The sequence below is a fragment of the Pseudomonas sp. GW456-E7 genome, assembly GCF_059424105.1.
The window spans coordinates 58,416-72,502 of record NZ_JBWKZB010000017.1 but is presented as its reverse complement, the minus strand read 5'-3'; the positions used below and the strand labels follow the sequence as shown (position 1 = coordinate 72,502).

General features: G+C 58.9%; 14 protein-coding genes. 8 read left to right on the top strand and 6 right to left on the bottom strand.

Annotated elements, in window-relative coordinates; all coding sequences use genetic code 11:
- Window positions 1-109: 109 nt before the first annotated feature.
- The 3 genes from AC07YV_RS13385 to AC07YV_RS13375 all read left to right on the top strand — a co-directional run bounded on the left by AC07YV_RS13385 (window position 110) and on the right by AC07YV_RS13375 (window position 3,631).
- Window positions 110-1,018, top strand: a complete 909-nt coding sequence (locus AC07YV_RS13385) for a MurR/RpiR family transcriptional regulator (protein WP_102702531.1) — start codon at window positions 110-112, stop codon at window positions 1,016-1,018.
- A gap of 309 nt (window positions 1,019-1,327) precedes the next feature.
- Entirely contained in the window at window positions 1,328-2,431 is a 1,104-nt protein-coding gene (locus AC07YV_RS13380; RefSeq protein WP_102702532.1) for a polyamine ABC transporter substrate-binding protein, read from the top strand.
- A 72-nt stretch (window positions 2,432-2,503) separates the two neighbouring features.
- Window positions 2,504-3,631, top strand: a complete 1,128-nt coding sequence (locus AC07YV_RS13375) for a DmpA family aminopeptidase (RefSeq protein ID WP_494990307.1) — start codon at window positions 2,504-2,506, stop codon at window positions 3,629-3,631.
- Between the two features lie 212 nt (window positions 3,632-3,843).
- Here the strand turns inward: AC07YV_RS13375 and AC07YV_RS13370 are convergent, their stop codons facing one another.
- Window positions 3,844-4,725: a LysR family transcriptional regulator gene (locus tag AC07YV_RS13370; RefSeq protein ID WP_095966929.1), complete on the bottom strand. Its 882-nt coding sequence runs from the start codon at window positions 4,723-4,725 to the stop codon at window positions 3,844-3,846.
- Window positions 4,726-4,824: 99 nt separating this feature from the next.
- Between AC07YV_RS13370 and AC07YV_RS13365 the strand changes: the two genes are divergently transcribed.
- From AC07YV_RS13365 to AC07YV_RS13355, 3 genes are read left to right on the top strand one after another with little or no spacing between them, the layout of a single operon-like run.
- On the top strand, window positions 4,825-5,889 hold the full coding sequence (locus AC07YV_RS13365) for an alkene reductase (protein WP_102701106.1): 1,065 nt from the start codon (window positions 4,825-4,827) through the stop codon (window positions 5,887-5,889).
- A gap of 11 nt (window positions 5,890-5,900) precedes the next feature.
- Window positions 5,901-6,737: a pirin family protein gene (locus AC07YV_RS13360; protein WP_102701107.1), complete on the top strand. Its 837-nt coding sequence runs from the start codon at window positions 5,901-5,903 to the stop codon at window positions 6,735-6,737.
- 48 nt (window positions 6,738-6,785) lie between these two features.
- Window positions 6,786-7,370: an isochorismatase family protein gene (locus tag AC07YV_RS13355; protein ID WP_102701108.1), complete on the top strand. Its 585-nt coding sequence runs from the start codon at window positions 6,786-6,788 to the stop codon at window positions 7,368-7,370.
- 311 nt (window positions 7,371-7,681) lie between these two features.
- Here the strand turns inward: AC07YV_RS13355 and AC07YV_RS13350 are convergent, their stop codons facing one another.
- The 5 genes from AC07YV_RS13350 to AC07YV_RS13330 form a co-directional block, all read right to left on the bottom strand.
- A complete protein-coding gene (locus tag AC07YV_RS13350; RefSeq protein ID WP_102701109.1) occupies window positions 7,682-8,449 on the bottom strand; it encodes an ABC transporter ATP-binding protein in 768 nt (255 codons plus the stop codon).
- Window positions 8,450-8,469: 20 nt separating this feature from the next.
- Window positions 8,470-9,183 (bottom strand): ABC transporter permease, encoded by a 714-nt coding sequence (locus AC07YV_RS13345; protein WP_007978207.1) that lies wholly within the window; start codon window positions 9,181-9,183, stop codon window positions 8,470-8,472.
- On the bottom strand, window positions 9,180-9,869 hold the full coding sequence (locus tag AC07YV_RS13340; RefSeq protein ID WP_102701110.1) for an ABC transporter permease: 690 nt from the start codon (window positions 9,867-9,869) through the stop codon (window positions 9,180-9,182). The genes AC07YV_RS13345 and AC07YV_RS13340 overlap by 4 nt, the downstream gene beginning before the upstream one ends.
- 100 nt (window positions 9,870-9,969) lie before the next feature.
- The gene (locus tag AC07YV_RS13335) at window positions 9,970-10,758 is read right to left on the bottom strand and encodes an ABC transporter substrate-binding protein (protein WP_102701111.1); all 789 of its coding nucleotides are present in this window, start codon (window positions 10,756-10,758) and stop codon (window positions 9,970-9,972) included.
- A 58-nt stretch (window positions 10,759-10,816) separates the two neighbouring features.
- A complete protein-coding gene (locus tag AC07YV_RS13330) occupies window positions 10,817-11,986 on the bottom strand; it encodes a M20 aminoacylase family protein (RefSeq protein WP_102701112.1) in 1,170 nt (389 codons plus the stop codon).
- A gap of 132 nt (window positions 11,987-12,118) precedes the next feature.
- Between AC07YV_RS13330 and AC07YV_RS13325 the strand changes: the two genes are divergently transcribed.
- The gene (locus tag AC07YV_RS13325) at window positions 12,119-13,069 is read left to right on the top strand and encodes a LysR substrate-binding domain-containing protein (protein WP_102701113.1); all 951 of its coding nucleotides are present in this window, start codon (window positions 12,119-12,121) and stop codon (window positions 13,067-13,069) included.
- A 179-nt stretch (window positions 13,070-13,248) separates the two neighbouring features.
- Complete coding sequence (gene gfa, locus AC07YV_RS13320; protein WP_102701114.1) at window positions 13,249-13,827, top strand: S-(hydroxymethyl)glutathione synthase; 579 nt, start codon at window positions 13,249-13,251, stop codon at window positions 13,825-13,827.
- Window positions 13,828-14,087: the final 260 nt, after the last annotated feature.

Genomic DNA, 14,087 nt, shown 5'->3' with positions numbered 1-14,087 from the left:
CCACTGCTCGGCGCTGCCCTGACATGGCAGGCTTGGGATACACTCCGGCCAAACTGTCAGGGCATCAGGCACAGCCCTTCTCTCACCTTCAGGAAACGTTGAGCCGGATATGCCAACCCCATCGAAAGACACCACCGTCTATGCCGCGCCGGTCATGCGCAAACTGACGGAAATCGTTTCCGAACTGCCACCGTCACTGCGCAAGGTAGCGGACTTCATCCTGCGTCACCCGCTCAAGGCCGCGACGCTGACCATCGAGGAGATGGCTCACGAAACATTGACCTCACCCGCCGCCGTCAACCGCCTGGCCAAAGCGCTGGACCTCGGTGGCTACAGCGGCATGAAGGCCGAGCTGGTCGCAACCTTGCAGCAGATGGTGTCGCCGGTGGACAAACTGCGCAACGAACTGGCCCATCGCCCGGGCGGCGCCTTTGGCCTGCATGAACAACTGCAGAGCGCCAGCAGCAACCTGGCCACGGCGGTGACCAACAACCACGCCGACACCTTTGAAGCCTTCGTCACTCGCCTGACCAAGGCACGCAAAATCTACATCCTGGGGTTCGGCAACAGTGTCTACTTCGCCGGCCTCGCCGCGTCGACCCTGATGCCCTTCTGTGCCGACGCCACGGCCATCAGCATGGAGGGAGGCAACGAAAACGCCGCGTACCGCCTGGCCGCGATTACCGATCAGGACGTGTTGCTGGCGATCTCCCTGCCACGCTACTCCCTCGACACCCTGCAACTGGCACGTTTCGCCAATGAACGCGGCGCCTCCGTGCTGGCAATCACCGACTCACCGGCCTCGCCGCTCACCGGCATTGCCGAGCACACGCTGTTTGCCCCTTGCGACCACCCGGTGCTGACCAGCTCCAACATCGCCGTGCTGGCCCTGATCGAAGGCCTGGTCGCCGGCGTGATGGCGCGCAATAAGGAAGCGGTCAAACTGGCCACCGAACTGACTGAAAGCGTGATGTCGTACCTGCACATTCCAGCCAGCGGTAAACCTGCGAAGAAGTGATTGCGTTGTGGATTTGCCTTGCAGACCCGTACCGTCACTGACAGCCATGGGTTGAATCCCCCAGTCGTTTTCTGCCTCTTGCGACGGGCAGAAAACGGCCAGAAGAGTCAGTCATGACGGGTAGAAAGTCTCCCGTAGCGACTCGAGCACCAACGCGTTGTAACGCTTGCCGCAGGGCTTGGCGACGAGACTTAAAATTCACTACCTCTTTCGTGTAACCCGTGATGGTAATAGGCACCTTCGGACGGCGTCACTAACCTGTCGCTTCCCGAATACCATGGTCCTGAAGCAGGCCAGGAGTGCCCCATTGTGAGTCGTTACCGCTCGTCTCTGAAGCTCGGAATCAGCACCTGTCTGTCGGCCTGGATAACGGCCGCAGCAGCTGATGCGCCCACCGTGCACGTGTACAACTGGTACGATTACATAGGTCCGACCACTCTTCAGGATTTCAAGCGTGATACGGGTATTGAGCCCGTATACGACACCTTCGACAGCGGCGAAGTTCTAGAAGCCAAGCTGATGACCGGCCATAGCGGTTATGACGTGGTGGTGGCCAGTAACTTCATTTTGCCCGCCCTGATCAAGGCCGGAGCCTTGCAGAAGCTGGATCGCAGCCAACTGCCCAATCTGAAACACATCGACCCGGTTATTTTGGAGAAACTTCGCGGAAACGATCCTGAAAACCAGTACGCCATACCTTATCTATGGGGCACCGATGGAATTGGCTACAACGTTGAAAAGGTCCGTGCAGCCCTCGGTGATCAGGCACCAGTGAACTCCTGGGACCTGCTGTTCAAAGAGGAGAACCTGGCCAAACTCAGTCAATGTGGGGTGGGGATACTGGATGCACCCGCAGAAATCATGCCGATCGCCCTGCATTACCTTGGCCTGCCCCCCAACAGCAGCAACCCCGATGACTACAAAAAAGCCGAAGCGCTCATGCTGAAGCTGCGCCCGTACATCACCTATTTCAATTCCTCGAAGATTGGCAGCGACCTGGCCAACGGCGATATCTGCGTGGCCCTGACCTGGTCCGGCGCGGTATTCGGTGCGAAACAAGCCGCCACCGAAGCCGGAAAAGGCGTGAAAATCGAATACAGCATCCCCGTCGAAGGTGCACCGCTATGGTCCGACAACCTGGTGCTGGTGAAAGACGGCAGCCACCCCGAGCAGGGGCTGACTTTCATCAACTATATGCTGCGTCCAGACGCAATTGCGCAGGCTACCAATCTGGCGCTCACCGCCAACGCCAACATAGACGCCAAGGCGCTGGTCTCAACTGAGGTGCAAGATAACCCAAACATCTACCCCACAGCGGCAGTAATAGCCACGCTGTTCACCCTGCAACCGCAGCCCCATTCGATCGAGCGTATACGCACACGATCCTGGAGCAACATCAAGAACGGCAATTGAGCCGACTTCCTTCGCTGCGTATGTCCTGATCGATGTGCGCCTTTGCTGTCTAACTCGCCTGAGAGCTTGAGTATGAAACCACGTGCCCGCGACCTGGACATTCAGTTCGGCCAACTCCAACCCGGCCCCCTCAACGCCATCACTGATGTCCCCGGCGTCCGCGTCGGCCACAGCAATGTGCGAGGCCGCACCGCCAATGGTCGCGACATCCTGACCGGCGTCACCGTGATCGAACCCCGCGCCGGGTCCACCAGTCAGCACCCGTGTTTCGCAGGCGTGCATGTACTCAATGGCAACGGTGACGCGACCGGCCTCGAGTGGATCCGCGAAGCCGGCCTGTTGACCAGTCCGATCGCCTTCACCAACACCCACAGCCTGGGCGTGGTGCGCGATGCGCTGATCGTGGTCGACCGCGAGCAGCAAGCCGATGATGGACGCCTCTACTGGAACATGCCGGTGGTGCTGGAAACCTTCGACGGCTTGCTCAACGACATCAACGGCTTTCACGTGAAGCCTGAACACGTAGCCCAAGCCGTGCGCTCGGCGGCGGGTGGCCCGGTGGCCGAAGGCAATGTCGGCGGCGGCAGCGGCATGATCTGCCATGAATTCAAGGGCGGCATCGGTACCGCGTCGCGACGCTTGAACAGCGCCCAGGGCGGCTGGACAGTGGGGGCGATTGTCCAGGCCAACCATGGCATCCGCAACGAACTGCGCGTCGACGGGTATCCGGTCGGGCGCTACATGGAACAGGTCGATTCGCCGTTCCTCAAGGCCTCGCTGCCCCATCCGGGCATGGGTTCGATCGTGGTCTGCCTGGCCACCGATGCGCCGTTGCTGCCGCACCAGTGCACGCGCCTGGCCCAACGGGCCAGCCTCGGCCTGGCCCGCACCGGCGGCGGCAATGAAGACCACAGCGGCGACATCTTCATCGCTTTCGCCACCGGTAACGATCACGTGCCACCGGCGGCCTACGAGAGCAAGAAAGCGCCGACCACAAACAACCTGAGCATGGTCAACAACGACCACATCAGCGAGCTGTTCCTGGCCGCCACCGAAGCCGTGGAGGAAGCCATCATCAATGCCTTGCTGGCCTCCGACACCGCCGAAGGCAATGGCCATGCGGTGCCGGGACTGGACGCCGAGACGCTTCTCTACGCCTTGCGCCAGGCCGGCTGGCCAGGGGCCGACAAGAAAATCTGATCCAGCACCTCCGGCGACACACCGAGCAACTTCGTTAACGGCAAAACACCACCTGACTGCGCGAAAGGTGGTGTGCATCTCGCAGTGACCTGAACGGTCAATGGTGGAAGGATTGTACTGGCGTACCCATGTCTACATTCGATCGGTTAGGGTCGAAAACAGCCTCTCACGAAGGGCCGTACTCGGCCAAAAGCAGTCATGCGCTTTGGACACTATGCGCACTCAAGCTTATCCCGCAGAAACTCAATAAACCTTTGCGTTTTCGCTGGAAGCAAGCGGGTTTCAGTCAGCGCGTAAACCGACACTGGCAATGCTTGCCATTGCGGTAGTACTTTGCGAAGTTTCCCATCCGAAACGTCCTGCGCTGCGATCCCCTCAGGCAATAACGCCACGCCAAGATCCAAAGATGCCAGACGCCTCAGCATGCCTACGCTGTTAAGTTCGAATCGCCCTCCGACATCGACATCCACCCTTTCAGAAGCGCAAGACAGTGTCCAATGACCAGCACCCTGGCCACGCAAGCGCAGGCACTCATGATTAACCAGTTCCGATGGATGTCCAGGTTCACCGGATATCTCCAGATATCGCGGAGAGGCATACAGCCCGCGCCCCAAACTCGCGAGTTTGCGAGCAATCAGATTTGAGTTTGCAGGCTCCCCCATCCGAATCACAACGTCCACAGGATCAGTGATCAGATCGACCTGGCGTGGGCTCAGATCGAATTCGAAATTGATACCGGGATAGATCTGCGAAAACTCCGCAATCAACGGGGCCAGGTAGACGGTGGCGAAGTCTACGGGCAAAGAGGCACGCAGTAGTCCGCTGGGACGGGCCAAGATTTCGCCTAGCTGCTCGTGCGCCAGACGAGCTTCATCGACGATCCGCTTACAGCGTTCAAAATACAGCTGGCCCGCTTCGGTCGGCTCGATCTTGCGCGTCGTTCGGTGCAACAACCGCAAGCCAATTCCTTTCTCTAGCTCACTGATACGCCGTGACAAGGTCGAGTTCGGTATCCCCAACGTTTCTGCCGCACGCGTGAAACTGCGCGCCTTCACCACTTCGACAAACAACGCCATGTCGTTAAGGAAGTCCAAATAATTATCCCACCTATGGATTAGTTATTTCGATTTTACGGCATTTATCCCGAATAAGGATTGATCAATCATAGGCCCATCACTCAAAGGGGCACCAAAATGAAATCTCTTTTTTCCGAAGTCCAGGTAGGCCGCTACACACTGTCCAACCGTATGGTCATGGCACCAATGACCCGCTCGCGCTCAGATGATGCAGGTGTGCCCAGCGAACTGGTTGCAAGCTACTACGCACAACGCGCCTCTGCGGGGTTGATCATCAGCGAAGGCGTATTCCCGAATGCGCCAGGCAAAGGCTATGTCCGCACACCAGGTATCGAAACCACCCAGCAGGTCGCGGCGTGGAAAAAAGTCACCGACGCTGTTCACGCTCGCGGTGGTCGCATCTTCATGCAACTGATGCATTGCGGACGTGTGTCTCATCCATCGTTGCTGCCTGAGGGCGCACGACCTCAGGCGCCCTCGGCGATCAAAGCGGCTGGTCAGACCTACACCGCTACAGGATTGCAGGATTTCGTAATACCCCACGCCTTGACCATCGCTGAAATTGCCGAGGTTGTTGAAGGCTACCGCCAGTCAGCACGCCGGGCGATTGAAGCGGGTTTCGACGGCGTTGAATTGCACGCAGCCTCGGGTTACCTGCCTGAGCAGTTTCTCTCCACCGGCAGCAACCAACGCGACGACCAGTACGGGGGTTCGGTTGAAAACCGCATTCGCTTCGTACTGGAAGTGCTCACCGCCATGGTGAGTGAAGTGGGCAGCGACCGTGTCGGCATCAAGATTTCTCCAGAGATGAACTTCAACGACATTGTCGATGCCAATCCGCAGGAAACCTACACCTATCTGGTCAACCAGCTTCGTGACCTGAAGCTTGCTTATCTGCATGTAGCGCTGTTCGGGGCCAAGTTCGACTACCACGAGGCGCTGCGCCCGCTGTTCGACGGCAGCTATCTGATCGGCGGCGGCCAGACCAAAGAAAGCGCCGAGTCGCTGATCTATGAGGGTAAAGCAGACGCCGCGGTATTCGGCAGCACCTTCCTGGCCAACCCCGATCTGCCTGAACGGTTCCGGGTAGGCGCTGAATTAAATGCGCCAGACAAGGACACTTTTTACGCCCCAGGCGCAGAAGGCTACATCGATTATCCAACCCTGTCTCAAGAGGCCTGAGGACCGCAACCATGCTACCCATCGCACGTTTACAGCGCATGAACCAAGGCAGCCAGTTCCGGGCGTTCACCCTGCGGGGTGATCAGTACGCGAAACCTATCGATCCGTTCTTGGGCGTAGACCATGCGTGGATTAGCGGACCAACCTTTCCAGCGCATCCGCATGCGGGCTTTTCTGCGGTCTCCTACCTGTTTCTGGATTCGGAAACAGGCATCGATAACCGGGACTCGCTAGGCAACCGCAACCTGATCCAACCGGGTGGTTTGCACTGGACGGCGGCGGGTGAAGGCATTGTTCATGAAGAGGTCCCAGCCCAGCCGGGCAAGACCGTTCACATGTTGCAAATCTTCATCAACCTGCCACAGGACAAACAGGCAGATGCACCCTTTGTCTTCAGTGTGGAAGCTCAGGACGTCCCTACGATTTATCGGGCTGGAGCTAAAATCAGAGTCCCATTGGGCAACTTCGAAGGGCTGGCTTCTCCGCTACTACTGCCTACGGACGTAAGGCTTCTGGACATCACTCTTGAAGCCTCAAGCGAAGTGAAGATCCCAGTTCCAGAAGGACACGTGGCGTTCGTGATGCCAATCGACGGTGAGGTGTATGTGGATGGTCAGCCTTTCGACCTGAATGATCCCAGGGCGCCGGTCAATCTTCCTCAGCGCGCGAATCGGGTTGTCACCCTGCAAGCAAAGAACGGAAATGCCAAGGCAGTCTTGTTTTCCGGCACTCCGTTGAATCAACCCGTGTTTTGGCAAGGGCCAATTGCCCTCGCTTCGATGGACGCGCTGGCCGCAGCAGTCGATGGCTACCGGCGCGGTGAGTTCGGAACACTGCCAACTCTTTAATCCAGAAACAGGGGGAAAGCCCCCATCGCAGTCGCCAGGAGAATCCCCATGTCATTCGAAAACTTCAATGCTGATAATGCCGCCTTGCTGCTGATCGACCATCAGGTCGGGACCATGGGCTGGGCTAAATCCATGCCTTTTGAAGAATTGAAGCGCAACGCCCTGATGCTGGCCAAAGCCGCTCGCATCCTCAAGCTTCCCGTAGTACTGACGTCCAGTATGGAAGAATATGCCCAAGGCCCGCTGCTGAGCGAACTGGAACAGATTCTTCCAACCGAATTTGCTGGTCGTATCAAGCGCATGGGCATCGTCAACGCAATGGACGATGAGAACTTCGCAGCAGCCGTGAAGGCAACCGGTCGCAAGAAACTGATCATTGCTGGCGTAACCAACGATGTGTGCACCGTTTATCCAGCACTCTCGCTGGTGCGTGAAGGCTTCGAAGTGCAGGTCGTTGCTGATGGCGGCGCATCACCGACAGCCATGGCGGATGACATTGCCTTACGCCGAATGGACAAAGCCGGTGTGACGCTGACCACCACCAACCAACTGATCGCCGAACTGGCAGGCAGTTGGGCCACACCAGAAGGAGGCGAGTTGGTTCAAGTACTCATGGAGGCCTTCGGCGAATAAAAAGTCTACTGCCTGAAACTTCTCAACAGGCACCGGCCCATGCATTTTAAATGCACGCATTTGCATGGCCGGTGTCATCAGAAGAAGCCACCAAAAGGAAGGTCAATCATGGCGCTCATCCACATAGGGTTTCACGCACGATCCTGAAACTGAACACCTTCAAAAGGCAATTAAAGCCGTGGCGTTATCACTTAATCCGAACGCTATCCATTGCCGAGTGACTTCAGTCAGAAATCCCCCTTGTGAAGTCTGTCTCCCCTGGGCACCCGCCATTGAACGCCGGTGCCTTTCTTTCGCAGATTAACGGGCAGCTACTTGAGACTCCCGGCCAGGAACTGCTGCAACCGCTCGCTTTGCGGCTGTTCCAGCAGCGTGCCTGGCGCTCCCGACTCCTCCACTCGCCCCTGATGCAGAAACATGACGTGGTTCGACACTTGCCGGGCAAACGCCATTTCGTGGGTGACGACCACCATCGTCCTGCCCTCTTCGGCCAGTTGCTGCATGACCTTGAGCACCTCACCCACCAGTTCAGGGTCAAGGGCCGAGGTCGGTTCGTCGAACAGCATCACTTCGGGTTCCATCGCCAGCGCACGGGCAATGGCCACCCGTTGTTGCTGGCCGCCGGACAAGTGCACCGGGTACTGGGCCTCGACCTTTTGTGGCAGCCCCACCTTGGCAAGGTAATGACGCGCCCGCTCCAGTGCCTGGGCCCGACTGATACCGAGCACGCTCATCGGGCACTCGATGATGTTTTCCAGCACGGTCATGTGGCTCCACAAATTGAAGTGCTGGAACACCATCGACAACCGGCTGCGCAGGCTCCGCAGCTGCCCGGGGTCAACCACACACAACTCGCCCCTCGGGTTTCTGCGGGTGAGCAATTCTTCGTCATTGACGACAATGCGCCCGGCCGACGGTTGTTCGAGGTGGTTGATACAACGCAGGAAGGTACTTTTCCCGGACCCGGAGGAGCCGATGATGCTGATCACATCACCCGCCCTGGCCTTGAGCGAAACCCCTTTCAACACTTCATGGTTGCCGTAGTTTTTATGGATATCTTCAACGATCAATTTATACATTCGAGCAAGTCCGATAGGGGTCAGTGCGTGCGCGGTTTGAGGTAGGCCAGCCAATGCAGTTCGCCACGTCGAAACAGCCAGATCAGGAAAAAAGCACAGGCGGCGTACAACACGCCGGCAATGCCAAAGGCAGTGAAGGATGCATAGGTCGCCGAGTTGACATCCCGGGCGATCTTCAGCAAATCGGGCACGGTGGCGGTAAAGGCCACGGAAGTGGAGTGCAGCATCAGGATCACTTCATTGCTGAAAAACGGCAGCGCGCGGCGCAACGCCGACGGCAGGATAATTCGCCGATAAAGCGTGAACCGGCTCATTCCGTAGGCACTGGCGGCCTCGACTTCACCGTGGGCGGTCGCCCTGATGGCGCCGGCAAAAATCTCGGTCATGTAGGCGCAGGTATTGAGCCCGAACGCGAGCACCGTGCAGTTGAAGCCGTCACGGAAAAACGCGTTGAGAAAGTCCTGGGACCGCACCACATGCAAGCTGTACACCCCGGTGTAGAAGAACAGCAGCTGGATGTACAACGGGGTGCCACGAAACACGTAGGTGTAGCACCAGACCGGCAGGCGCAGCAGCGGGTTGCGGCTGACGCGGGCCATCGACAACGGCACCGCCAGCAAAAAGCCCATCGCCACCGCCAGAATCAGCAGCCACAAGGTGACCACCAGCCCGGAAAAGTGCGGCCCGTCACTCCACAGGTAAGCCTGCCAGTAGTTTTCGAGAATCGCGGTCATAGCGCAGCCTTCCTGACGCCGACCGAGTAGCGGCGCTCAAGCCACAGCAACACGCCATTGGAGACCGTGGTAATGGCGAGGTAAATCAGACCGCCGACCAGGGTGAAGTAAAAGAACTGCATCGAGCCCTTGCCCGCATCCTGCGTGGCCTTGACCACGTCGGTCAGGCCGATGATCGACACCAGGGCCGTCGACTTGATCAGCACCTGCCAGTTGTTGCCGATGCCCGGCAAGGCGTGGCGCAGCATTTGTGGAAAAAGGACCTTGCGAAAGGTTTCCCCACGGGTCATGCCGTAAGCCCTCGCCGCTTCGATCTGCCCCGCCGGGACGGCCTGGAAGGCGCCGCGAAACGTCTCGGTAAAGTAGGCCCCGTAAATGAACGCCAGCGTCACGACACCGGCTAGAAAGGGGTCGATGTCGATCTGGGTGATGCCCAGCCAGTCGGTCATCCGGTTGAGCAACATCTGCAGGCTGAAGAACAGCAGCAACATGATCACCAGGTCCGGCATGCTGCGGATCACCGTCGTATACCCTGCGGCCAGTGCTCGCAACAATCGATTGGACGATAACTTGGAACTGGCGCCGATCAGCCCGGCCAGGACGGCGATCAGCAATGAACAAAGCGCCAGTTTGACGGTAGCCAGGGTGCCCAGCAGAATCTGCGGGCCAAAACCTTCCAGAAGCATCTCACTCTCCTTGTTCTTGTTAGGGTGAGGTGAAGGGGGGCAATAGAGCGCTCGAGCGAGCGCCCTGCTCAAGGTCACGACGACGGGTTACCGGGCGCCGTTACCGGGCGCCGTAGACATCGAAATCGAAGTACTTGTCGTTGATCCGCGCGTAAGTACCGTTGGCGAGAATGGTTGCCAGGGCTTTGTTCAAGTCTTCGCGCAACGCGACATCTTCCTTGCGCAGACCAAGGCCATCGCCGACGCCGAAGAAGCCCGGGTCCTCCAGGGTGGCGCCGGCAAATTCATAGTCCTGACCCGCCGCTGTTTTCAGGAAGCCGTAACTGGCTTGAATGGCCCCCTGCAACGAGGCATCAAGCCGCCCCACTACCAGGTCGGCGTACACTTGGTCCTGATTCTGATAGGACAGAATGTCCACGCCCTTGGCCCCCCAAACCGCTTTGGCATAGGACTCCTGGGTCGAGCCCTGCTCCACACCAATGCGCTTGCCCTTGAGCGATTCGAGGGTTGGCTGCAGTCCCGATCCACGTTTGGCCACCAGGCGTGCCGGTGCATTGGACACCTTGTCGGTAAACGCAATCTGCTCAAGGCGTTTGGGTGTGATGGTCATCGAAGACGCCACGGCATCGAACTTGCGCGCCAGCAGTGCCGGGATCATCCCGTCCCAACTGCTTTCCACCCAGACGCAGCGGGCTTTCAGTTCGGCGCACAACGCTTCGGCGATATCGACCCCGAAGCCCGTCAGCGTGCCATCCTGGTTCTTGTACTCCAGCGGTGGATACGTCGGGTCCACTCCCAGCTTCAACACTTTGCCGGACCAGTCGGCCGCCCCCGCCAGGCTCGAGGCCGTCAGGAACACCAGGGAAACGGCTGCAATCATCTTGTTCATTTTTATTCCTCTCAGACCGTAGATTTTTTACCGGCACAACGCGGGAAAATGCGCCGTCTCAACTCAGAAAACGTTCGACCAACTTGACCCAATAGCTCGCGCCTACCGGCAGGCAGCCGTCATTGAAGTCATAGCCGGGGTTGTGCAGCAGGCACCCGCCTTCGCCCTCGCCGTTGCCGATCACCAGATAGCTGCCGGGGCACTTTTCCAGGACAAAGGCAAAGTCCTCGCTGGCCGTGAATGGCCGCAAGTCATCGATCAGGTGTTCATCTCCCAGCCACTCGCGGGCGACTTCATGGGCAAATGCCGTCTGTTCGGGATCGTTGATCAGCACCGGATGGCAATGCTGGTAATCGATGTGGACCCGGGCGCCGAAACTCTCGGCCTGGCCCTTGACCAATTCGGTGATCCGGACCTCCAGCAACCGGCGAACCTCGGGGGTCAGGGCGCGTACGCTCAGGCTCAAGTCGGCGCTGGACGGGATGACATTCGAGGCGCTCCCGGCCTGCAGGGAGCCCACGGTGATGATCGCCATCTCCTGCGGGTTGACGTTGCGCGAGACGACGCTTTGCAGGGCCATCACGATCGAGGCGCCGACCACCACCGGGTCGACGGCTTTGTGCGGCACCGCGCCATGGCCGCCGTTGCCGATGATCTTGATGTTCACCGTGTCGGCAGACGCCATGAACGGTCCGCTGTAAAAACCCAAATGCCCGACGGGATAACCCGGCACGTTATGCATGGCGAAGATCGCATCACACGGAAACCGTTCGAGCAGTCCGTCCTCCAGCATTTTCCTGGCACCGCCCAGCCCCTCTTCCGCCGGTTGGAAAATCAGGTGCACGGTGCCGTTGAAGGCCCGTGTCCGGGCCAGATACTGACCCGCCGCCAGCAGGATGGCGGTATGACCGTCATGACCGCAGGCATGCATGACACCGTCTATCCGGCTGGCATAAGGCACACCGGAGGTTTCCTGGATCGGCAACGCATCCATGTCGGCGCGCAGGCCAATAGAGCGACCCTCGCCATTTTTCAGGGTGGCAACGACCCCGGTCTTGCCCACCCCGGTGCTGACCTCAAAGCCCCACTGAGTCAGACACGCGGCAACCCGCTCACTGGTGGCGAATTCTTCAAAACCCAGCTCAGGGTGCGCGTGAATGCTGTGACGTATCGCGATCATTTCATCTTGCATCGCGGCAATACCAGGCAGGACCAAACCGGCATTCATCAGTGTTCTCCTTCGACAGGGGCTGTGCGGCAGCAAAAGCGCTGTTGGGCTCGATCTTAGGGAACTGGCGCTGGGCTGGGGAGCCGCAGTTTGGTTATGATGACAACCATGAGTTGTCACCAGGGTGAGCAGATGAAACTGCATCAATTACAGGCGCTGATTGCCAGCGCCGAAACCGGCAGCATCCGCGCGGCCGCTCGGTCGCTGGAGATTTCCCAGGCCGCGGTGACCAAAGCGCTGCGCGAGCTGGAAACCAGCCAGCAGCTACCGCTGTTTACCCGAACCGCCAGCGGTCTGAACTTCACCGAATACGGCAAAGTGCTGCTGACTCACGCCAGGCTGGTGATCAAGCAACTGGAGCACGCACAGACCGAGCTGGATCACATGCGCGGGAAGGCCCAGGGCCGGCTCTGCGTCGGGGTCACCCCATGGATCGCCCTGACCTTCCTGCCCGAAGTCGTGTCGGTATTTCGCGAGCGTATGCCACAAATCAGGCTGGAGCTGTACGAAAGCCTGATGGCCGTTGCCCAACCGCTGTTGCGCGACGGCAGCATGGACTTCGCGATTGGCCAACTCCATCCCACCCAGTCGACCCAGGAATTCGCCAGCGAAACCTTGCTCGATTACCAGACCTCGGTGCTGGTCCGCGAGGGTCACGCCCGACAGCATGCGCGATCGATCCACGAGCTACTGGAAGAAAACTGGACCCTGAACTACGCGCCCGACGGGCACGATGGGCTGATGCAGGAACTGTTCTGGAAACACGGCGCGCAGATTGACGAGAATCGAATCCTGCGTGCTCATTCACTGGCCATTTTGCAGATGATGGTCGAGCGGGCCGACATGTGCACCTGGGGGCCTTCCATCGTGAGCACCGCCCCGCCATTTCTGGGGCGCGTGGTATCCCTGGGGCTGACCGAGCAGTTCGAGCCCCGGCAGCTGAGCATCGTGACACGCCGCAATGGCGCACTGAGCAACCCGGCAGTCTGCTTCACCGAATGCCTGTTGCAGGTGATTCGGCGCCATGCGCGCTCGGCAAAAAAAGAGGATCGTGCGCTGTTTGAAACCTTGCGGCTGCGGTGAGGTAACCCTGGCCGCGCTCAAGGCGTCATCGCAGACTATTCTTGATCTGGGTAACCCACCGGTCGCACCGAAGGAGGTCTCTCGTTTATGCACTGTGTCCTTTGCAAAATCCGCTGATCCAACGGTCTGGGGCGCGGCCCCAGGCACCTTTGCCTGCCCCCTGAAACGGAGACGCCAGCATGAGCACCCTGCAACTCCACCCTGCACTGGACAAGGGTATCCAACCCGCCGCCGCGAATTTCACAGGCGGCACCCTGCAATGCCTGTGTGCGACCGACAAGGTCGAGGTCAGGATCGACGCACAAACCCTGCATAACCACGCGTGCGGCTGCAGCAAATGCTGGAAACCACAAAACGCGATATTCGCCGTCATCGCCGTGGTGCCTCGAGATAAGGTCAGCGTCATTGCCCACGGCGAAAAACTGGCGATTGTCGACGAATCCGCCGCCATCCAGCGCCACGCCTGCAAGCAGTGTCACGCCCACCTCTTCGGGCGCATCGAGAACAAGGACCATGCGTTTTATGGCCTGGATTTCGTCCACACCGAGCTTTCGCCACAGAGCGGATGGGCAGCGCCGGGATTCGCGGCGTTCGTGTCCTCCATCATCGAAACCGGCACACCGCCAGCGCAAATGAAGGCAATCCGCGAGCGCTTGCGCTCGATCGGCCTGGAACCCTATGACTGCCTGTCCCCGGACTTGATGGACGCCCTGGCGACCCATGTCGCCAAACAGAAAGGCCTGCTCCCTGCCGCCTGATTGATCGGTCGCCGCGGTTTATTTTCCGGACCGCGGCTCCGATTTACCTTGAGATTGAATCCAGCCCCACAGCACCCCGGGCGGACTCATCTGACCCGCCGTCCGATGTAACGAACTATTTCGTGGATATTTACCTATAGACAGGATCCTTATACGATGAGGCCCGCATTCACTGTTCTCCATCAGGCGCGAGTAAGCCATGTAAATTTAGTGCATGACAAAGCGACTGAAGATCGAGCTCTTAGGCAGAAAAACCTTGC